This is a genomic window from Megasphaera vaginalis (ex Bordigoni et al. 2020) (genome assembly GCF_900240295.1).
Lineage (GTDB): Bacteria > Bacillota > Negativicutes > Veillonellales > Megasphaeraceae > Megasphaera > Megasphaera vaginalis.
In genome coordinates this window covers 134,805-154,442 of sequence record NZ_OEQB01000001.1, presented here as the reverse complement: position 1 = coordinate 154,442, position 19,638 = coordinate 134,805, and the positions used below count along the sequence as shown (strand labels likewise).

Sequence of the window (19,638 nt, the reverse complement as noted above, 5' to 3'; positions counted from 1 at the left end):
AAAAATAAGATGGGGCATTTAAAAAAAATCCTCTGTATTTCCGTCTGTCTGACCGTTCTTTTGTTTAGCGCCGGTTGCGGTCAGACGGGGCAATCGGCCGAAAAGGGGACCGGAAACGCGTACGCTGCAATTACCGATGATGCCGGACAGACCGTCGTGCTGCAGGAGAAACCGCAGCGTGTCGTCGTTCTGTCGGGATCGCTGCTCCATTTTGCGGCTGCCGTTGACGGCGACGTTGTCGGCAGGGTTTCTCTCAATTCCGATGATACGCTTATTCCAGAAAAGTATAAAGCGGCAGCCGAAGTCGGTCCCGTCTATCAGGTCAGCACGGAGAAGACGGTCGCTTTGCAGCCGGATCTGGTCATTGCCGTTAAAGGCCAACATGACAAGATTGCCGGGGTATTCAAAGCCAACGGTATTCCCGTATTGCTTTTATCGACAAAAAGCTATGATGACGTAAAGCGGAATATGACCTGTATTGCCCGCATTTACGGTAAGGAGAAGGAAGGACAGGAACAGTTGGCGGCTATGGCGGCGAAGATCGACGCTATCTGCGGCAAGGTGGACGGCCACGGCAAAAAGGCGGCTATTCTGCATGCGACGGCCAAAAATGTTACTCTTGAGTTGCCTCGTACGATAGCCGGCAGTACGGCCGAGTTGCTGGGATTCGAGAATATTGCCGCCGCAGCCGCGCAAACGACCGATGGAGACCGTGTTCCCTACAGCATGGAGACGTTGGTTGAAGCGGATCCGGATGTGATTTTTATCACGACGATGGGAAAAGGAAATAATGTGGACGCAAGGCTGCAGCAGTATATCAACGATACGGACGCCTGGCAGAGTCTTTCTGCCGTACGAAAGGGCCGCGTATATGTATTGCCGGAGAACCTCTTCCTCATTAATCCCGGCTTGGATTATCCGCAAGCCCTGGCTTTTATGGCTCATGCCGTCTGGCCTGAGGTGGTTCTGTGAAGTTGCGGGCCGTTACGGTGCTTTTCGTCTTTTCCTGTTTGGCGGCGTCAGGTTTGTTGCTGTCGGTTACACAGGGAGCGGCGAAGATTCCCGCCGATCAGATTTTTTGGTCACTGCTGCACCATACGAACGGCACGGTCGATCAGATTATTTGGAATATTCGCCTGCCCCGGGCCATTACGGGCGCGCTGGTCGGTGTCGATCTGGCTTTGTCCGGGGCCATTTTACAGGCAATCATGCGCAATCCGCTGGCCGATCCGCATCTTATCGGTGTTTCTTCCGGTGCCGGCGCCGCCGGTATTGTCATTATCATTCTATATCCCGCCATGACGGCCTTATTGACTCCCGTCGCTTTTTGCGGCGCCATGACGGCGGCGGTTGTCGTCTATATCCTTGCTTGGCGTCACGGCATACAGCCGCTGCGCATGATTCTGGCAGGCGTTGCCGTATCGGCACTTTTAGGCGCCGTCATTGCCGGTATCCTCATCTTTTTCAGCGACCGCGTTCACGGCGCTTTGGTCTGGATGGTCGGCGGATTGGCTGCCGTCGGTTGGAACGATGTCCTGATCGTCACACCGTACACGGCCGCCGGTCTGGTGCTGGCTCTCCTGGGCGCCCGTTGTCTGAATGTCTTGCAATTGGGAGATGATATGGCCAAGGCCGTCGGCCTTTCCGTCGAATCCGTGCGGCTGTATCTGACCGCCGTCGCCGCACTGCTGGCGGCAGCCGCCGTCAGTGTTGCCGGCCTTCTCGGCTTTGTCGGCCTTATTGTACCTCATATGGCCCGTCTCCTTATCGGCAATGACTATCGTCTGCTTTTGCCGGCGGCGGCCGTCTTGGGCGCTGCCGTCGTGACGCTCAGCGATACGGCGGCCCGCGTCATTGTCGCGCCCGTCGAACTGCCTGTCGGTATCATCATGGCTTGTCTGGGCGCACCGTTTTTTTTGTTTCTCCTGAGGCGTGAATTATGAACAAGGCGGCAGCTGTCAGAGCGAAAAATCTGACATATACGATTGCCGGTAAAAAAATTCTCGACAACATTTCGCTAACTATTGAAGACGGCTCTTTCACCGCCATTATCGGTCCCAACGGCTGCGGTAAGAGCACGCTTTTAAAAGCGTTGTATCGGAATCTTCGCTATACAGGCGGTTCCGTATTTCTTTACGGCAAGGATATCCATACGTATCGACGCCGGGAGATCGGTCGCATGGTAGCCGTCCTGACGCAGTACCACCAAGCGCCGCAAGGCTGCACGACGCGTTCGCTGGTGCGTCTGGGGCGCTTTGCGCGCACGTCGTTTCTGCGCAGTGCCGCCGCCGACGAGCGTGCCGTCGAGGCGGCTTTGCAACGAACCGGCGTGGCCGTCTTGGCCGACCGAATGGTGACAACCCTTTCGGGCGGAGAACAACAGCGCGCCTGGTTGGCGATGACGCTGGCGCAAGAACCGAGAATATTGCTCCTTGACGAGCCGACCACGTATCTGGATATCCGCCACCAGCTGGACGTAATGAAACTGCTGCGTTCATTGCATCGGCAATTGGGACTTACCGTCGTCGTCGTCCTTCATGATCTGAATCAGGCCATGGCCTTTGCCGAAAACGTCGTCGTCATGGCTGAAGGACAAATCCGGGCGGCCGGTACTGCTGCGGCCGTTCTGACGCAGGAACGATTGGAAACCGTTTTTGCAGTAACGCTGGAAGAATATCGTTCAAGAACGGGTCAAACGGCATTGCTGCCGTCATCCCGACAAAAATAACAAGTGTTTTTTAAGGAGTGATCAGTATGTTCAAAAAAAATATGAAAAGGCTTTTCCTGCTTTCCCTGGCAATTACCTCGTTCGGCGCTTTTACGGGCGTGCCGGCTTATGCCGGATATTCGCTGAATACGGAAGTAAAGGACGCTACGCCGGCACTGAAGGAAGCTGCTGCGATCGGCGTGCGCACGTATACCAATGAAGCGATGAAGAATGCCGAAAACAAGGATGCCATTTTAGTCCTCAGTTTCGGTACGACGTATAAGGACAGCCGCGCCGCGAATATTGACCGGACTGTTGCCGCTATTCAGGCGGCTCATCCGGATACGAAGGTCGTTTTGGCCTTCACGTCACATATCATCGTCGATCGTATCAAAGCCCATGAAGGACTGGCTATTCCGACGCCGGAACAGGCCCTGGAACAGCTGAAAGAGGACGGCTATACACGAATCGCCATTACGTCTCTCGATGTCATTCCCGGCATGGAATACGCATATGATACGGCTGTGTATAACCTGTACAAAGAGAATTTCAAAAAAATGACGATCGGCACGCCGATTCTTTATTGGATGGGGCAGGAAGGACAGCGCGATGATTTGCAGGAGTTCGTCGGCGCCTTTTCCACGCAGTTCCCGAAATTGAAAGATGATGAAGCGTTGCTGCTCATGGCACACGGCACCCCTCATCCCGGCAACGCCTATTATTCGGTTGTGCAGGATCGCCTCAACGATGCCGCACTGGGTAATGTCTTCATTTATTCCGTCGAAGGCTGGCCTCATTTGGATACGGTCATTCCGAAGCTCAAGGCCAAAGGTGTCAAGCATGTGGTCCTGATGCCGATGATGATGGTAGCCGGCGATCATGCCAATAATGATATGGCCGGCGCCGAAAGCGATTCGCACAAGAGCGTTTTGGAAAAAGAAGGCTTTACCGTTTCCACGTACATTCACGGTTTAGGTGAAAATGAAGCTGTCCGCAAGATGTTCGTCGAACGGGCCAACGAAGCCTGGCAGGCACTGGAAAAAGACTGATCTGTCCTGTATAATGACAGTACGGGCTGACGAAGAACGTGTCTGCCGAAAATTAACAGAAAGCTGATTGGATATGGTACTGGATTCGTACGCAATAAAACGAGGAAAACGGTTACGGCGCGGTTATACGACGGGGACCTGTGCGGCTGCGGCGGCGCAGGCTGCTGTCGAAATGCTGCTTACCGGCGCCGCAGTTCACGCCGTGAGCCTCACGACGCCGGACGGCACGCGCCTGATCCTGGAACCGGAAGCGATACGAACAGAACCGGAGTCGGTCAGCTGTGCCGTCCGTAAAGACGCCGGTGATGATCCGGATATTACGGACGGCCTTCTTATTTTCGCTTCCGTCAAAAAAACACCGTCAGGTATTACGATTTGCGGCGGCGAAGGGGTCGGCGTCGTGACAAAGGCAGGACTGGCCTGTGCTGTCGGCGAAGCGGCCATCAATCCCGTGCCGCGCCGTATGATCCGCGAAGGCGCGGCGCAGATCGCCGCCCGCTGCGGTTACGGCGGCGGTCTGCAGATCACGATCGCTATTCCCGGCGGTGCGGCAGTTGCCAAAAAGACCTTTAATCCCCGTTTGGGAATTGAAGGCGGTCTTTCCATCCTCGGCACGACAGGTATTGTCGATCCCATGAGTGAAAAGGCTCTGGTCGACACGATCCGAACGGAAATGAATGCGCGCCGTGCCGCCGGAGAACGCCATTGCCTGGCTTTTTTCGGTAATTACGGCGTCGATTTCAGCCGCCATGAGCTCGGTCTCGACGTGACGGGGCGCATTACATGCAGTAATTATGTCGGCGAACTTCTTGATTATGCCGTTTATTGCGGCTTTGCCGATGTTCTGCTTATCGGCCATTTGGGGAAGGTGATCAAATTGGCACAAGGGATCATGAATACCCACTCCCGCTACGGCGACGGCAGAATGACCTTCCTGGCGTTGGCCGCCGTCTTTGCCGGCGCCGATGCGCAAACGGCGCGGGAAATTTACGCGGCGCTGACGACGGACGAGGCGGTCCGCATCTTGCGCGTTCACGGCCTTTTGCCGGCCGTTATGGTGCAGGCCATGGAAAAGATAGAACAGTATCTGTCTGCCCGCGTACAGGGAGAAATCCCCGTCGCTGCCATCGCCTTTTCCAATGAATACGGCGTTCTCGGCAAGACGGCGGGAGCGGACGCGTTGCTGGCCTGTCACCGAAGGAGGTAAGAGAATGAAGGGAAAGCTTTTTTGCATCGGCGTCGGCCCGGGAGATCCGGAGCTTTTGACGTTGAAAGCGGTGAAATACAGTAGACGTTGTCCTGTCTGGGCCGTGCCGCAGGGAAATACGGAAAAGCTGACGGCAAAAAGTATTCTGTTGGACGCGCTGCAAGGTATAGACGGGGTGGAACCGGAGAAGAAGGAAATTATTACGCTGCATTTTCCCATGACTCGTGACCGGGCCGTTCTGGCCGCGGCGCACCGGAAAGGAGCGGCGGCGATCGCGGTTCATCTTGAGGCCGGGCGAGATGTGGCCCTTTTCACCTTGGGTTGCCCGACCGTATACGCGTCCAGTATTTACGTTCACCGCCGTCTGCGCGACGACGGCTACGAAACGGAGATTGTTCCCGGCGTTCCCAGTTTTTGTGCTGCCGCTGCGGCGTTGCAGCAGCCCCTTTGTGAAAAAGAAGAACCTCTCGTGATCTTTCCCGGCGGTCGGGCCGACAGGCAGGCATTGTTGCAGATGCCGGGAAATACGGTGATTATGAAGCCGGCAGGGCAGTTGGCGGCGATCAAAGCGGAACTGACAGCCGCCGGCAAGTTGGCAGGCGCGTCCATGGTCGAACGTTGCGGCTTGCCGGGTGAACGGCGTTATCCGTCTTTGGCCGACGCCGAAGAAAATACCTATTTTTCCGTTATTCTGGTGCATGAGGAGGGAAGAGGATGATTCATTTTGTCGGCGCAGGGCCGGGAGCCGTCGATCTGATCACGGTTCGCGGCAAAATGCTCCTGGAAACGGCGGATCAGATCATTTACGCCGGATCGCTGGTCAATGCGGAACTTCTGCAATATGCAAAAAAGAGATGCCGTATCCTGAACAGCGCTTCCATGACTTTGGAAACGGTTACGGCGGCAATGGCCGAAGGGGAAGAAATGGGCTGGCATACGGTCCGCTTACATACGGGAGACCCGTCCCTTTACGGCGCTATTCGCGAACAAATGGATATTCTTGAAGAAAAAGGCATTGCTTACGATATCGTTCCCGGCGTCAGTTCTTTTGCCGCGGCTGCCGCGGCGGCACGTGCGGAATATACGCTGCCGGGGGTCAGTCAGTCGGTCATCATTACGCGCATGGAAGGGCGGACGCCGGTGCCGGATAAACAGAAGATCGCCGATTACGCCGCTCATCAGGCGACGATGGTCATTTTTCTCAGCAGTTCTCTGTTGGCGGCGCTGACGGCAGAACTGCTGCGCGGCGGCTATGACGCGGAAACGCCGGCAATGATCGTCTACAAGGCTTCGTGGCCGGATGAGAAAGTGCTTCCCTGCACCGTCGCTTCTTTGGCGGAAACGGCGGCGGCGAACGGGATCTGCAAGACGGCGCTGATCTTGGTCGGCCCTTTTTTGCAGGCGGCCTATGAGCGGAGCCGGCTTTACGATCCGACGTTCTCACACGGTTGCCGCATGGCTGTGGCGAAGCCATGAAGGCCGTCGTATTTTCCTTTACCGCCGCCGGCGCCGAACTGAGCCTGCATGTACGTGAATGCTTGCGGAAAAACGGCTTTGCCGTGCAGGTGATGACAGTGGAACGATATGCGGCTGCAGCAAACGGCCTTTTGTCGTTGCGGCCGAATTTGCAGGCTGCAACGGCGACGGCATTTCGTGACGCCCGGGCGCTGGTCTTTATCGGCGCCGTTGGCATCGCCGTACGCGCCGTCGCGCCGTATGTTGCCGATAAACGCCGCGATCCCGCCGTCATCGGTGTCGATGAAAAAGGGCGATTCGTCGTTCCCCTGCTTTCGGGCCACATTGGCGGCGCCAATCGATTGGCGCGGCAGCTTGCCGATTTTTTGGGCGGTACGGCGGTGATTACGACGGCAACGGATGTCAACCGGCTCTTTGCTGTGGATGAATGGGCTGCGCAGCGGGGATTGCAGCTTTTTTCCCTGACGGCGGCAAAACGGTTTGCGGCGGCTTTGTTGGCGGCGCGGCCTGTCGGTTTTTACAGCGATTTTCCCGTTGCCGGTCCATTGCCGGCCGGTGTGAAGTTTGCCGATTCAGGAGCGGTGGGAATGGCGGTTACCTTGAAGAAGTCATGTTATCCTTTTGCCGATACCGTCGTCTTGCGGCCTCGTATCGTTCATCTCGGCATCGGCTGCCGCAGAGGAATTTCTGCCGCGCAGATCCGGCGGCTCGTGCGGCGCGAGCTGCGCCGTTTGGATTTGTCGCCGATGGTCATTGCCGGTATTGCGACACTTGATATCAAGCAGGATGAGGACGGTCTCCTGGCCTTTGCCGCCGAAGCCGGGCTGGCGCTGCGCTTTTATACAGCGGCATCGCTGCGAGCCGTTGACGGCAGTATTTCGCCTTCGTCCTTCGTGGCGCAGACCGTCGGTGTCGACAACGTCTGCGAGCGGGCGGCGTTGCGCAGCAGCGGCGGTACGTTGTTGCTGCCTAAGACTGCCGGCGACGGGGTGACGATGGCGCTGGCAGTGGAAGACTTTGTCGTTTCATTTCCGGAAGATGCGTAAGAAAGGAATGTTATGAAAAACAGAATGTATGTTGTCGGTATCGGTCCCGGGACGAAAGAGGATATGACTTTACGCGCAGCTCGTGCGTTGGCTGACAGTGACGTTATTGTCGGCTATACGACGTATATCGATCTGATTCGCGGCGATTACGGCGATAAGGAATATATCGCCACGCCGATGACGAGTGAAGTGCAGCGGTGCCGACTGGCTGTTGAGGCGGCCGCGTCCGGTAAGAAGGTTGCCCTGATTTCCAGCGGTGATGCCGGCGTTTACGGTATGGCGGGCATCTTGCATGAGGTGGCTGCATCCTATGACGACCTCGAGATTGCCGTCATTCCCGGCGTTACGGCGGCATGCTCAGGGGCGGCTTTGTTGGGAGCGCCGCTGATCCATGATTTTTGCCTCATTTCACTGAGTGACTTGCTGACGCCGTGGGGACAGATCGCCAAACGGCTGGAAGCGGCGGCGCAGGCTGATTTCGTCATTACCCTTTATAATCCGGGCAGTAAAAAAAGAAAAGATTACCTTGCCAGGGCCTGTGCGATTATCGGAAAGTACCGTAGCGGCGAAACTCCGGCGGGGATTGTCCGCAATATCGGCAGAGAAGGAGAGACGGCTCTGTTAAGTACGTTACAAGCCTTGGCCGGAGCAGATGTCGACATGTTTACGACCGTGTTTATCGGCAATAGCCGGACGCAGGTGATTAACGGGCGGATGGTGACGCCGCGGGGGTATCGGTTATGAATCCGACGATCTGGCTTTTGGCCGGAACGACGGAAGGCCGTCAGCTTGCCGAATGGCTTGCCGGTAAAGCGGCGACCGTTTATGTTTCGGCTGCGACGGCTTACGGCGCGTCTCTGCTGCCGCAGGCGGACAACATCAATATACAGGGCGGACGTTTAGATTATGAGGCGATGGCGGCTTTTGCGGAGCAAGTTCATCCCGATATGATCATTGATGCGACGCATCCGTATGCCCTGGTCGTAACGGAAAATATACGCAAGCTCTGTGCGGCGAAACATATTGTCCGTTACCGCATCGTGCGGCCTGCGGAAGAGGAAGACGCCGCTGTCGTCGTGTCGTCCGCCGCTGCCGCCGTACAATGGCTGCGGCAGCGGGAAGGCAACGTTTTTCTGACGACAGGCAGCAAGGATCTGGCGGCGTTTACGCTGTTGCCGCAGTATGCCGAACGCGTTACTGTCCGTATCCTGCCGGTTCAGGATTCGTTGCGGAAGGCTTTGGATCTCGGGTATCATCCTTCCCGCATTATCGCCATGCAGGGACCGTTTTCGGAAGACTTGAACAGGGCCATGTTCCTGCAGTGCAGGGCGACATTCGTCGTCACCAAAGATTCGGGGCGAATCGGCGGTTATGAAGAGAAGGCGGCGGCGGCGGAAAAGGCAGGAGCCAGGCTGCTGGTCATTGGCCGGCAGGCAGAGACAGGTCAACGTACGGAGGACATGATCGCCGTTCTTACCGCGTATTTGCAAAGATAAGAGAGGAGAATCGTTATGCTTCCCATTCATGTGATCGCCATGGGGCCCGGCAACAGAGAGTTGCTGACGGCGGCGGCGGCGCGGGCGTTGTCAACTTGCACGGTAGTGGCAGGCGATCGGCGTCTGCTCGAAGCCGTACCGGATTCCGTGCGTCGGGAGCCGTTGACCAGGCCGTCGGCGCTGCGTGCGTTGGCGGCATCGCTGGATCACGAACACGATGTGTTGGGCATTGTCGTTTCCGGTGATGTCGGCTTCTACAGCCTGGCCAAAGCAATCCGCGATTTTCCGGATTGCACCGTTCAGCGTCATTGCGGTATCAGCAGTCTCGTCTATTTTGCCGCTCAATTAGGCATGTCCTGGGAAGATGTTTATGTCGTCAGCCGTCATGGCCGCAAGCAGGCGCTGGCTCCTGCCGTATTGCAGCATGGCAAGGTTTTTTGCCTTACCGGCGGCATTGATCGGGCCGAGGTGCTGTGCCGCGAACTCTGCGCTGCCGGTTTGGGCGGGCTGCAGGTTTACGTCGGGGAATACTTGTCGTACGACAGGGAACGGATCCGCGCCGGTACGGCGTCGGAATTGGCGGCTCTGCACTTTGACAGCTTGGCGGTTATGATGATTCTCAACGAAGCGCCGGCAGTTGCCGGTAAAGGCGTGCATGGCTTGGATGACCGTCTTTTTTTGCGCGGCGACGTGCCGATGACAAAACAGGAAGTGCGTTCCGTCGCCATTTCCAAGTTGGCTCCCCGTGTTGGCGATACGATTTATGATGTCGGCGCCGGTACCGGTTCCTGTTCCGTCGAATTGGCGTTGCAGGCGCCGTTAGGAAAGGTGTACGCTTTGGAGGTCAAGGCGGCGGCGCTGCAGTTGCTTGAAGCCAATAAGGCGCGTTTCGGCGTGGAAAATATGCATATCGTCAGCGGTGAGGCTTCGGAACATATCGCTGCGCTGCCGCCTTGCGACTGCGCCTTTATTGGCGGTACAAAGGGGCGGTTGGCGGCCATATTGGACCGTATTTACGAAAAAAATGAGCGTTGCCGCGTCGTCATAACGGCGGTCACATTGGAAACGGTAAGCGAAGCAATCACCTATTATAAGGATAAAGACGGCTATCGTTTCGATATCGTCAACCTCTTTGTTGCCGCAGGCAGACAGGCTGCCGCGTATACGATGATGATCGGACAAAATCCGGTTTACATTATGCGCGCCGTCAAGCAAGGCGGCGAATCATGAGCACTGCAGCTGTGCCGCGGCTTTTGCTGGCAGCGCCGCAGAGCGGCAGCGGCAAGACAACAGTTGTTTGTGCCCTGCTTCGTGCTTTGGTCGGGCGCGGCAAACGGGTCGCAGCGTTCAAGAGCGGCCCGGACTACATTGATCCCGCTTTTCACCGCCGTATTACCGGTACGGCTTCGCGGAACCTGGATCTTTTTCTCTTGGGGCGGCATGAAGCCGGGGCCGTTGCTGTACGCCGCATCTTGGCGGAGCATGGCGCTGGCGCCGACATGGCGGTTATCGAAGGGGCAATGGGCTATTACGACGGTATCGGCCTGACGGCGGAGGCATCGGCCTATGACTTGGCTCGCGTTACGGAGACGCCGGTCATTCTCGTTGTGGACGGTAAAGGATCGGCATTATCGCTTGCCGCATCGTTGAAGGGCTTGGCGTCGTTTCGCCATGACAGTTATGTCGCCGGCTTTATCGTCAATCATGTCAAGCCGTCGGTATACGCGTACTATCGGGAACGTTGGGAGCAGGAGAGCGGTCTTTGCAGTTGCGGCTATCTGCCGCCTTTGCCGGAATGCCGTCTCGAGAACCGTCATTTAGGATTAGTAGGCGCCGCCGAAGTTGCGACTATAGACGAGATTATCGCCAGACTGGGCCGAGTTGCCGGTGAGACGTTAGACCTGGAGCGCCTGTGCCGTTTGGCGGAACAGGCGCCGGCTGTTGCCGTTGAGCCCCTTACCCTTTCGCCCGTCGGTTCGGTTCGCGTAGCCGTAGCGAGGGATGAAGCCTTCTGCTTTTATTATGACGACGTCTTCGACTTGCTGCGCCGTTTGGGAGCGGAACTCGTCTTTTTCAGCCCCCTTCACGATGCGGCGTTGCCGGACTGCGAGGCCCTGTATCTGGGCGGCGGCTATCCGGAACTGCATGCTTCGGCGCTGAGCGGCAATGCGTCTATGCGTCGTTCCATTAGGGACGCCTTGGGCAAGGGGCTGCCGTGTTTTGCCGAATGCGGCGGCTATATGTATCTCCAACAGGGATTCGGAGAAGGGACGGCCTTCACTCCCTGGGTTGGCGCTATCCCGACGGAATGTACGCTGACAGACAAGCTGCGCCATTTCGGCTATATCGAATTGACGGCGCAGGAAGATACGCTTCTTTGCCGAAAAGGAGAAACGATTACAGCTCACGAATTTCACTATTCTGCAAGCGACAGTGACGGCACCGCTTTTACGGCGGTGAAAGCCTCCGGCAAGGGGAGTTGGCCCGCCTATTACAGCTGCGGCAATCTTCTGGCCGGGTATCCCCATCTGCATCTGTACAGCCGGCCGCAGTGGGCGGCGCGGTTTTTGCGGAAAGCCTTAGCGTGGAAAAAAGAAAGGATAGGAATGTCATGGAAATAGAACATGTGTTGCCTCAGGACATAGAACGGCGCAGCATGGAGATCATCGATGAAGAACTGGGCGAAATTACGATTGCGCCGGAAAAGCTGGCTGTCGTCAAGCGCGTCATTCATACGAGTGCCGATTTTGAATACGCCAGAACGCTCCGTTTCAGCGGCGGCGCTGTAGCAAGCGGCTTGGCGGCACTACAGCAGGGATGCACCATCGTGACCGATACGAACATGGCCTGTACCGGTATCAACCAGGGCGCGTTGCATACGCTGGGGTGTCGCAAGGTCTGCTTTATGGCCGACGTCGACGTTGCCGCCGCTGCTAAAGCGGCCGGTACGACGCGGGCAGCGGCGGCGATGCGAAAAGCGGCGGCGTTGGCAGGCCCGTTGATCGTTGCCGTCGGCAACGCGCCGACAGCGCTTTTCAGTCTGGCCGAGCTCATCGACAGCGGCGCCGTCGCACCGGCCTTGGTGATCGCCGTGCCTGTCGGGTTCGTCAACGTCGTGCAGGCCAAGGAACGGATCATGGCTTGCAGCGTGCCGTATATTACCGCAGTAGGCCGTAAAGGCGGCAGCAATATTGCCGCCGCAATTTGCAACGCCTTGCTTTACACGCTGACCGGAGGTCGCCGGCCATGATGATACAACAAGCCGTCTTGCATGTGCTCGATTTCCATACGAATGCCTGTATCCTTTCACAAAAGCCGCTCGATTTCACGAATGAGACCGTTTATGAGTATGTCGATAAACAGGTGAGTCGCGTTCTCCACGATCCGTCCCGGCAAACGGGCGTGTTTTATGCGACAAGCCATTATCAGGAACTGTTGCAGCGTTATTTGGCGGGCACTGCCGATTTTGCCGAAGTCGCTTCGGAGACGGCGAAAAAACTGTACGATATCCTGTCTCTATGGGATGAACCGATATCGTTGGATCTGCTTTTCGTCGCCTTTCGGGATGATCATGAAGAAAACCGGATCGGCATCTTTCTGCTGGAAAACAAAACGGCCTATACCCATCAGATTCTCGACGACGAAGGCAGCGTTTACAGCAAACTGATCAAGCATTATGCCATCTTGCCGAATACGACGCAGAAAGTCGACGCCTATGCGATTGTCGGACTGCATGACCTGTCCGTAACCTTTGTTGACAAAAAGCGCCGCGTCAACGGTGAAGAACTGCTGATTTTGCCGGAGCGGCTGCTTCAATGCACAGCCGTCATTTCCGGCAAAGAGGCTGTGCAGAAAGCCAATAAGATAGCTCTTGCCGTTGCCGATGAATTCGGCGCCGACCCGATTAGGGTATTATCCAAGGCCAAGCAATACGTTGCCGCCAATGCCGAATTGCCTGATGAATTTTCGCCGAGAGAAATGGGAACGTGTGTCTTTGCCGACAGTCCGCCTTTGCAGGAAGCTTTTTCGGAACAGGCGGCAGCGGCCGGCCTGCCTGAAACGGTTGCAGTGGAAGAAGAATACGCCCGCAAAACCGGTACGATGCACAAGATCAAAACCGATACGGGTATTGAAATCACCTTTCCGTCAGCATATATTGAAAATACGGAATTTATTCAATTTATCACGAACCCTGACGGCACCCTGTCGATTGAGTTGAAGAAAATCGCCAAAATCATGAATAAATAATACGAAGCAGCCTTGCGGGAAAGGCTGCTTTTGCATATACTGATTGGCGGAAGTCTGCAGTAGGCCTGAAAAGATAAGATATCGTTTCAAGCTTTATCAGCGTTTTAAATAAGTGTGTATCTGGCGCTATTGAGCCTATTGAAGCGGTTCTTTATGGTAAGACGGTGGGTCCGCCAATTGTTAAAACAGCGTCTTGAGGCATCTGCAGGCGCATAGTTTGTTGTGTCTTCCTATGATATAATAGATCAATAAGTATACTACATGGAGGACAGCGTGAGTACATTATCCGTTTTAATTTTGACCAAAAATGAAGAAGAAAATATGACGGCTGTCATTGGTAGTGCGCGACAGTGTACGAGTGATATTATCGTAGTCGATGCAGGCAGTACGGATGGCACGGTTGCTATGGCTAAAGCCTGCGGCGCCCGTGTCATCTATCATGAGTGGGAAAATGATTTTGCCAAACAACGAAATATTGCAAGAGACAGTTCAACTGCAGATTGGATCTTATATTTGGATGCAGATGAACGAATAGATGTGAAGCTTGCTGAAGAAATACGGCAGGTAGTAGAGGCAGATGATCAGAGCAAACAATATGGCATGAAACGTAAGTCTGTGGCTTTCGGCAAAAAGTTTACTTACGGAGTGTTGTATCCGGATACGGTCATGCGGTTGTTCCCGCGGCAATCTGTTGTATGGGTCAATAAAGTGCATGAGCGGCCGGACTGTGTTTTGACGGCAAAAATCTTATCCGGATACATGGAACACCATACGTACAAAAATTGGCAACAGTGGGAGAAAAAACTTTGTCTTTATACGACGGCTTGGGCTGAAAATGCCTTTGAAAATGGTAAAACGATCAGTAAGAGCGGAATATTGGGGCATGCTTTGGGCGGTTTTTTCAAAATGTTTATGTTAAGGCGAGGATTTCTGGACGGTTGGATGGGAACGTATATGTGTTTTAACCATTTCTTTTACGAACTGTTAAAATATTTAAAATTATATGAATTGAACCATGAAAAGGAAAATAGAGGCATTATCGACAAAACTGAAAACAGCGATCAGGGCGATGCATAATGTCAATGACAGTAGCTGGTTAAGCAGTAATGTTGTACTATCGTGTTGGAATTTATACCATATTCGGAACTGGGAGTAAAAATATGCGTGTAGCTATTTTGGAAACGGTTAAAACTAATGGAGGATTTGAGCAGGAATTTGACCGCTTAATTATTGATGAGCTTAAATGTCAAGGACACGAACCTCTCCTGCTGTTACCGGAAAACAGCAGTTTATCTGTAGATTTCGATGTGCCCATAGAATACTTGCAAGGCGGCAGTATCATATCGTATGAAGGGGCGGGAAAATTAAAAAAAAGATGGCTTTCTTTACAACGGGAAGCTCGTCGTATCCGTTGGTTTAATTCTGCATATGAAAGAGCGGCCCGCAGAGAGTTTGACGCTATTATATTGACGACGGCGACGTATCGATATTTACGGTCACTTCATAAGAGTAAGTTGAAAGAGAGTCCTATACCGGTTATTTTTATTTTTTTGGGTGTCAATCCGCAAGAAAAACCGAAATTTTTAGTACAAGCCGAACGGTGTAAGGACTATAAAAATATTCGTTTAAAGGTAACTTCATTAAGAAACGATTTTTTGCAGGACAATGTTTCTAATGTGGAGGTTATTCAACCGCCCGTTCTTCGCCCTGCAGGAGTGTCCGCAGCTTCTCATTTAACCTATCGGGAACCGATTCGTATCGGTTTTTTTGGACATTACCGGCAAGGTGAAAAAAATATTGACAAGATTATTCAGGCATTTGTTCAGGCCGAATTGGACGGGCTGGCGCATCTTGTCGTTCAACTTGCACCTACGGAGAGTGCAGATATTGCTTCTGCCTCAGCCATTATGAAGAAATATGATAACGAGGCCAATGTGTCATTTATCAAAGGCAAGTTATATGGAAAAGAGTGGTATGACGCGTTGTCAGCGGTTGATGTTCTCTTTTTGCCGTATCAAGATAAGCGATACGTATACAATTGGAGTGCCGTTTATTTTAATGCAATGGCGTTGTGTAAGCCTGTTTTGACGACTGCCGTGTTAAATCCCGAAGTATTGGCCCGCTATAAAATAGGCGAAGCAGTTCAATTGGATGATTTGCGGGTATTATCTGAACAAATACATGAATTTATTTATACATATCGAGAAAAACTGCCAATTTATGAAGCCAATCTGTTTAACGTCAATCAGGAATTTAGCGCAGCTAATTTTTTAAAGGCCCTTTTAAAGTAGCACGGATAGACAGCAACGCCGGGTTTTATCCATAAGAACATACGTGGCCGTGCGTAATTTAAATGCGGAAGAGAGGGGGCGTCTGTTATTTGTGATTTTATTAAGTGTTTTATCGGTATAATAAACGAATTAAGGCAGTGTAAGCTAAAAATGAAATTATTGTCAGTTGTTATGTGGTTATAAGGTGGTACATAGAAAATGGCAGCACAGAATGACGGATCATTTTTGGTCTCGGTTATTGTTCCTGTGTATAACGTGGAACCGTACATAAAAAAATGTATTGAAAGCATTCGGAATCAAACTTATGATAATTTGGAAATTATCCTGATTGATGACGGATCTACCGATAACAGCGGTAAAATATGCGATATGTATCAGATGGATACTCGTATTAAAGTTATTCATCAAAAGAATCAGGGTGTCAGTCGAGCAAGGAATACCGGCCTTGATCAAATGAGCGGAGATTATGTTTTATTCGTGGACAGCGATGATTATATCCATAAGGACTTAGTGTTCCATTGTATCGAAGCGGTGAAAAAATATAATGCAGATATCGTTACTTTTAACTCATTTACGATTAAAAATGGGAAAGAAACGATGCAGTCATTACAGAAACATTTGCTTCAAAACAGGGACACGTATTATCAGGCGATCCTTGAAGACAGCATTCCTTGTTATGTTTGGAATAAATTTTATAAAAGTGAATTGTGGCAGGATACACGCATGGCAGGCAATACTGATTTTGAAGATTTACTTGTCATGCCGTTCGTTATCAAGAAGGTCAAGAGCGTTTATTTGTTAGATGAAGCGTTATATTACTATAATGGCGATAATAATGGGTCCATCACACATAACATTAGTCCTAAGTCGAAATACGGATTGTTTAAATCTTTTGAGACCAGGATTCCTTTGTCCATAGAAAACGGCATGAAAGAATATAGCATTTATTGCAGATATCGGGCTATTCGAAGCGCTGTCGGCGGTATTGGACTGAATTTTGCCAATCCTTTATTAACTATGGATCAGCGGCAGGATATGTTGAATTACTTAGCTGCTGAAGAAAAAAAGGCTGACAGACCGAGAGTGGGATTAAAATATGAACTCTTATTTTATGGGGCCTTACACGCGCCGTGGATTTCCAGATTTTATGGTAAGTCCATGTATGGTATACAACGCTTGAAAAAGTTGTTTTCATCTTAATGGCAGAAAAGGGAAAGACGATTAGCCTTTCACAATAGGTTTTCATATTGACTGTTTTGCCGAAACATGATACTCTATATTAGTCTTTAGATGGAGCGGTATCGAAGTGGTCATAACGGGGCTGACTCGAAATCAGTTAGGCCGAAAGGTCTCGTGGGTTCGAATCCCACCCGCTCCGCCATGCAACTAATCGCACAGAAGAGCTTTATCGGCTTTTCTGTGCGACCTTTTTATTTGTGAAATACTGTTGCAATGGTTTTTCATCTTCGCCCGGTGCGGTTGCCGCCACTTGCCGGGTGTAGGAATAAAGCGTTCCAAGATAATGCTTTTGCAGCCTGATCTCAATACTTTCGTAATCGCATTGGCGTAAGCACTCACTGATGTGGGTGTTTTTTCGCATTTGAGGAGCGTTTGCCGTCGCTGTTCCGTTTTCTTTATCGGTTTTTTATAATGTAAAAAATAATTATGCAGAAATGCGGCTCATGGCCTGGTTGTCGGGTTGGGGTGTAAAGTTTTTTTCCGTACCGTGCAAAGGCGTTGTGATTACCCGTATCGGCGATTATACTAATACAAGAAGCGTGTATTTTCGGTGCAGGGAAAAGGGGTGTATCCGTGTTTGAGCAATTGGTGTTGTCGGTGCAGCAGGATATCAAGTTGTTTATCTTCTTTCCGATCTTATGTGCCATTTTCCGGTATTTGTTTATCAAAATATATAGCCCGTATAAGGTGCTCAATGGAAAAGGGACGATAGTCCGGCGTTGTTTTCGGTATGGGTTCTGGTGGGGCATGACGTACAATGCATATGCTTTTTTGATTCCCTTTTTGTGTATAACGGTGCCGTCACTTTTTTTCCCGCAAGTGGGGAGAGCTGGCGACAGCTTGCGTCTGAGTATGGGATGCATTTATGCAGTTGTCTTGTATATCGCGTTTGTCGGCAAACTCATTTTTTATCGTCATTTCCATGATATTTATAATCATAACCTGCCCTTGGTCAGACATGCGGAAAAGCATAATTTGTTGGATATCTTTTTTCACCAGGACCATGGCGCGTTTCTCTTGTTCAGTCTGATTCCGTACAGTGTTGCCGCCGCTTACGGCATTCATTCTTTTCTGCTCCTGCCGAGTTTTTCGTATGCGTCATTTTCGTCTTTACCGGTTGCGTATCTGTTCAATACGGGCATACTCGGCGCTCTTGTCCTAGGGTTCTTCTTCTTCAAATGGGGCGGCACCTTGAATCCGCGGAAAAAGAAAACGTGGGCGACGATGCCGGGGATTGTAAAAAAGGAACTCTTTTTTGCCAACGCCGCGGCCGATGATCTGCTTATTTTGGAACGCGTGTTTGCCCGCTCGGCAGAGGGGCGCAGGAACGAATCGGATGCGGAAGCGTTGGCGGTTATCCGGACGGTGGCGGTAAGCGAGCCGGCTGAAACGGATAAAAACCCGTTGTATTCTTTCAAGCGCGTGTCGAAGGGGGCGCGTATAAAAAAACCGTCGCATATTTTTTTGTTTGTCGGCGAGAGCTATTTGCAGCAGCTGTTTGATCCCGCATATGATTGTCTGCATGTCGTCAGCGGCGGCAAACGGTTTCGGGAAGATGAAGATACCTTATCGTTTGCCAACGCCTTATCGGCAGGGTTGGTGTCTCGTCCGTCTATCGTCAGTCTGATGTCCGGCATTTTCGACATGGGTTTGGAGCTGAACGAGCTGAAAAGTTTCTGGAACGGTACGGTTCCGACGTCCTTGCCGCTGCAGTTGAAGAAGCTGGGATATCGGACAGCCTATTGGTACGGCGGCAGTCTGAAATCCGGTAATTTTGATCGCTTTGCGCCGGCTTGCGGCTTCGATCGGGCATTGACGGCCGTTGAGTTCTGTGCGCCCGATGCGCCGCGGACCTGGGTAGGTGTTTATGATAATGTTTTCCTTAAAAGAACAGCCGAGCTTATTGAGGGCAGTTCCTTCTCCGCTCCTGAATTCCATTTCATCTACACAACGTCGTATCATGCGCCCTTTAAGATTGATGTAAAACGGTACGGCTATCAGCTGGATGAAGTCATGCCGGAGGCGCCGCAGGATGTCAAGCGTGATTCAGATATACAGCGAAATATGAGCGCTCTCTGGTTTGCGGACCATGCAATCGGCAAATTCATTGAACGGATGCGCCGTCTCTTTCCGGACAGTTTGTTTATTCTGACCGGCGATCACGCCATTAATTTGGATATGTTCAGTAAAACGTCCCTCATTAATCGGGCTGTCAGCTTCCGGGAGCAGCATTGTCCCGTATTGATGATCAATCACTGCGAACTGACGAAGGATATGTTTGCCGGCAATACGATTGCCAGTCATATGAATATTATGCCGACGATTATGGAATTGATTGCACCCAAGGGATTTGCCTATTATTCGCTGTTGCCGGCGCTGACGGAGAAGATAGATCATATCGTTTCGCCGTATCATTGGCTGCGCAGGGATGCGATCGGATCCTATGACCATGATTTTTACCAGCCGCTGGGGAAAGAACATTGCGAAGGGGAATTGCTGCAAGGTGACATTCCGTACAAGGAAGAACAGTTGGCCTTCAAAAGCCTTACCCGCTATATGGTACGCCATCCCGAACTGCTGCGGCCTGTTCAGGATTTGTTGCAGTAGCCATTGGGGAGAAGGAGCGGCTCTTCCGGAAAAGGGCTTGGCATAAATTGACTTTTCGCCCGTTCTTTGCTATGATAAACGCAATATCGGCGATGCAGGAAAGGGAGTAGGCGCAAGAGCAGCGAGATAAGGACGGTGAGAGCTTATCGCATAGTGCTGAAAGGCGTTCCGAAGGCCGGAGTCGGAAGTTTCTCCGTGAAATGTGTATGGCTCATGAATTAAGCGGGTCTTTTGACCAATCGGGGTGGAACCGCGGGTGTAAGCTCGTCCCT

18 protein-coding genes and 1 tRNA gene are annotated in these 19,638 nt (G+C 52.3%); all 19 read left to right on the top strand.

The features are described from left to right. The first annotated feature begins 9 nt into the window (after window positions 1-9). The 19 genes from C0977_RS00675 to C0977_RS00585 all read left to right on the top strand — a co-directional run bounded on the left by C0977_RS00675 (window position 10) and on the right by C0977_RS00585 (window position 19,366). The gene (locus C0977_RS00675) at window positions 10-972 is read left to right on the top strand and encodes an ABC transporter substrate-binding protein (protein WP_101912056.1); all 963 of its coding nucleotides are present in this window, start codon (window positions 10-12) and stop codon (window positions 970-972) included. After that, the gene (locus C0977_RS00670; protein ID WP_101912055.1) at window positions 969-1,943 is read left to right on the top strand and encodes a FecCD family ABC transporter permease; all 975 of its coding nucleotides are present in this window, start codon (window positions 969-971) and stop codon (window positions 1,941-1,943) included. Before C0977_RS00675 ends, C0977_RS00670 begins: the two co-directional genes overlap by 4 nt. Then, the gene (locus tag C0977_RS00665; protein WP_101912054.1) at window positions 1,940-2,728 is read left to right on the top strand and encodes an ABC transporter ATP-binding protein; all 789 of its coding nucleotides are present in this window, start codon (window positions 1,940-1,942) and stop codon (window positions 2,726-2,728) included. Before C0977_RS00670 ends, C0977_RS00665 begins: the two co-directional genes overlap by 4 nt. 26 nt (window positions 2,729-2,754) lie before the next feature. Beyond that, complete coding sequence (locus tag C0977_RS00660) at window positions 2,755-3,756, top strand: sirohydrochlorin cobaltochelatase (RefSeq protein WP_101912053.1); 1,002 nt, start codon at window positions 2,755-2,757, stop codon at window positions 3,754-3,756. 73 nt (window positions 3,757-3,829) lie between these two features. Beyond that, window positions 3,830-4,963: a cobalt-precorrin-5B (C(1))-methyltransferase CbiD gene (cbiD, locus tag C0977_RS00655; protein WP_234987524.1), complete on the top strand. Its 1,134-nt coding sequence runs from the start codon at window positions 3,830-3,832 to the stop codon at window positions 4,961-4,963. A 4-nt stretch (window positions 4,964-4,967) separates the two neighbouring features. Beyond that, on the top strand, window positions 4,968-5,681 hold the full coding sequence (cobI, locus tag C0977_RS00650) for a precorrin-2 C(20)-methyltransferase (protein ID WP_101912052.1): 714 nt from the start codon (window positions 4,968-4,970) through the stop codon (window positions 5,679-5,681). After that, window positions 5,678-6,439, top strand: coding sequence for a precorrin-4 C(11)-methyltransferase (gene cobM, locus C0977_RS00645; RefSeq protein ID WP_101912051.1), 762 nt, complete (start codon window positions 5,678-5,680; stop codon window positions 6,437-6,439). The genes cobI and cobM overlap by 4 nt, the downstream gene beginning before the upstream one ends. After that, complete coding sequence (locus C0977_RS00640; protein ID WP_101912050.1) at window positions 6,436-7,485, top strand: cobalt-precorrin 5A hydrolase; 1,050 nt, start codon at window positions 6,436-6,438, stop codon at window positions 7,483-7,485. Before cobM ends, C0977_RS00640 begins: the two co-directional genes overlap by 4 nt. Before the next feature lie 12 nt (window positions 7,486-7,497). After that, window positions 7,498-8,229, top strand: a complete 732-nt coding sequence (cobJ, locus tag C0977_RS00635; protein ID WP_101912049.1) for a precorrin-3B C(17)-methyltransferase — start codon at window positions 7,498-7,500, stop codon at window positions 8,227-8,229. Further along, window positions 8,226-8,981 carry a precorrin-6A reductase gene (gene cobK, locus C0977_RS00630; RefSeq protein WP_101912048.1) on the top strand — a complete coding sequence of 252 codons (756 nt, stop codon included), beginning with the start codon at window positions 8,226-8,228 and terminating at the stop codon, window positions 8,979-8,981. The genes cobJ and cobK overlap by 4 nt, the downstream gene beginning before the upstream one ends. 15 nt (window positions 8,982-8,996) lie before the next feature. Then, the gene (cbiE, locus tag C0977_RS00625; protein WP_101912047.1) at window positions 8,997-10,211 is read left to right on the top strand and encodes a precorrin-6y C5,15-methyltransferase (decarboxylating) subunit CbiE; all 1,215 of its coding nucleotides are present in this window, start codon (window positions 8,997-8,999) and stop codon (window positions 10,209-10,211) included. After that, on the top strand, window positions 10,208-11,602 hold the full coding sequence (locus C0977_RS00620; protein WP_234987523.1) for a cobyrinate a,c-diamide synthase: 1,395 nt from the start codon (window positions 10,208-10,210) through the stop codon (window positions 11,600-11,602). The genes cbiE and C0977_RS00620 overlap by 4 nt, the downstream gene beginning before the upstream one ends. Beyond that, window positions 11,593-12,231, top strand: coding sequence for a precorrin-8X methylmutase (locus C0977_RS00615; RefSeq protein ID WP_023053022.1), 639 nt, complete (start codon window positions 11,593-11,595; stop codon window positions 12,229-12,231). Before C0977_RS00620 ends, C0977_RS00615 begins: the two co-directional genes overlap by 10 nt. Further along, window positions 12,228-13,229 (top strand): nucleoid-associated protein, encoded by a 1,002-nt coding sequence (locus C0977_RS00610; RefSeq protein ID WP_101912046.1) that lies wholly within the window; start codon window positions 12,228-12,230, stop codon window positions 13,227-13,229. The genes C0977_RS00615 and C0977_RS00610 overlap by 4 nt, the downstream gene beginning before the upstream one ends. A 273-nt stretch (window positions 13,230-13,502) precedes the next feature. After that, entirely contained in the window at window positions 13,503-14,306 is an 804-nt protein-coding gene (locus C0977_RS00605) for a glycosyltransferase family 2 protein (RefSeq protein WP_200814184.1), read from the top strand. A gap of 83 nt (window positions 14,307-14,389) precedes the next feature. Beyond that, window positions 14,390-15,520, top strand: coding sequence for a glycosyltransferase (locus tag C0977_RS00600; RefSeq protein WP_101912044.1), 1,131 nt, complete (start codon window positions 14,390-14,392; stop codon window positions 15,518-15,520). A 198-nt stretch (window positions 15,521-15,718) separates the two neighbouring features. After that, window positions 15,719-16,720 (top strand): glycosyltransferase family 2 protein, encoded by a 1,002-nt coding sequence (locus tag C0977_RS00595; protein ID WP_101912043.1) that lies wholly within the window; start codon window positions 15,719-15,721, stop codon window positions 16,718-16,720. A gap of 92 nt (window positions 16,721-16,812) precedes the next feature. Then, window positions 16,813-16,901 (top strand) — tRNA-Ser (locus tag C0977_RS00590). Between the two features lie 431 nt (window positions 16,902-17,332). Then, window positions 17,333-19,366, top strand: a complete 2,034-nt coding sequence (locus C0977_RS00585; RefSeq protein WP_101912042.1) for an LTA synthase family protein — start codon at window positions 17,333-17,335, stop codon at window positions 19,364-19,366. Window positions 19,367-19,638: the final 272 nt, after the last annotated feature.

Coding starts and splice junctions, on each gene's coding strand:
- C0977_RS00640 (WP_101912050.1), top strand. CDS start 6,436: ATGAAGGCCGTCGTATTTTCCTTTACCGCCGCCGGCGCCGAACTGAGC.
- cbiE (WP_101912047.1), top strand. CDS start 8,997: ATGCTTCCCATTCATGTGATCGCCATGGGGCCCGGCAACAGAGAGTTG.
- C0977_RS00665 (WP_101912054.1), top strand. CDS start 1,940: ATGAACAAGGCGGCAGCTGTCAGAGCGAAAAATCTGACATATACGATT.
- cobM (WP_101912051.1), top strand. CDS start 5,678: ATGATTCATTTTGTCGGCGCAGGGCCGGGAGCCGTCGATCTGATCACG.
- cobK (WP_101912048.1), top strand. CDS start 8,226: ATGAATCCGACGATCTGGCTTTTGGCCGGAACGACGGAAGGCCGTCAG.
- C0977_RS00600 (WP_101912044.1), top strand. CDS start 14,390: ATGCGTGTAGCTATTTTGGAAACGGTTAAAACTAATGGAGGATTTGAG.
- C0977_RS00620 (WP_234987523.1), top strand. CDS start 10,208: ATGAGCACTGCAGCTGTGCCGCGGCTTTTGCTGGCAGCGCCGCAGAGC.
- C0977_RS00615 (WP_023053022.1), top strand. CDS start 11,593: ATGGAAATAGAACATGTGTTGCCTCAGGACATAGAACGGCGCAGCATG.
- C0977_RS00595 (WP_101912043.1), top strand. CDS start 15,719: ATGGCAGCACAGAATGACGGATCATTTTTGGTCTCGGTTATTGTTCCT.
- C0977_RS00610 (WP_101912046.1), top strand. CDS start 12,228: ATGATGATACAACAAGCCGTCTTGCATGTGCTCGATTTCCATACGAAT.
- cbiD (WP_234987524.1), top strand. CDS start 3,830: ATGGTACTGGATTCGTACGCAATAAAACGAGGAAAACGGTTACGGCGC.
- cobI (WP_101912052.1), top strand. CDS start 4,968: ATGAAGGGAAAGCTTTTTTGCATCGGCGTCGGCCCGGGAGATCCGGAG.
- C0977_RS00675 (WP_101912056.1), top strand. CDS start 10: ATGGGGCATTTAAAAAAAATCCTCTGTATTTCCGTCTGTCTGACCGTT.
- cobJ (WP_101912049.1), top strand. CDS start 7,498: ATGAAAAACAGAATGTATGTTGTCGGTATCGGTCCCGGGACGAAAGAG.
- C0977_RS00660 (WP_101912053.1), top strand. CDS start 2,755: ATGTTCAAAAAAAATATGAAAAGGCTTTTCCTGCTTTCCCTGGCAATT.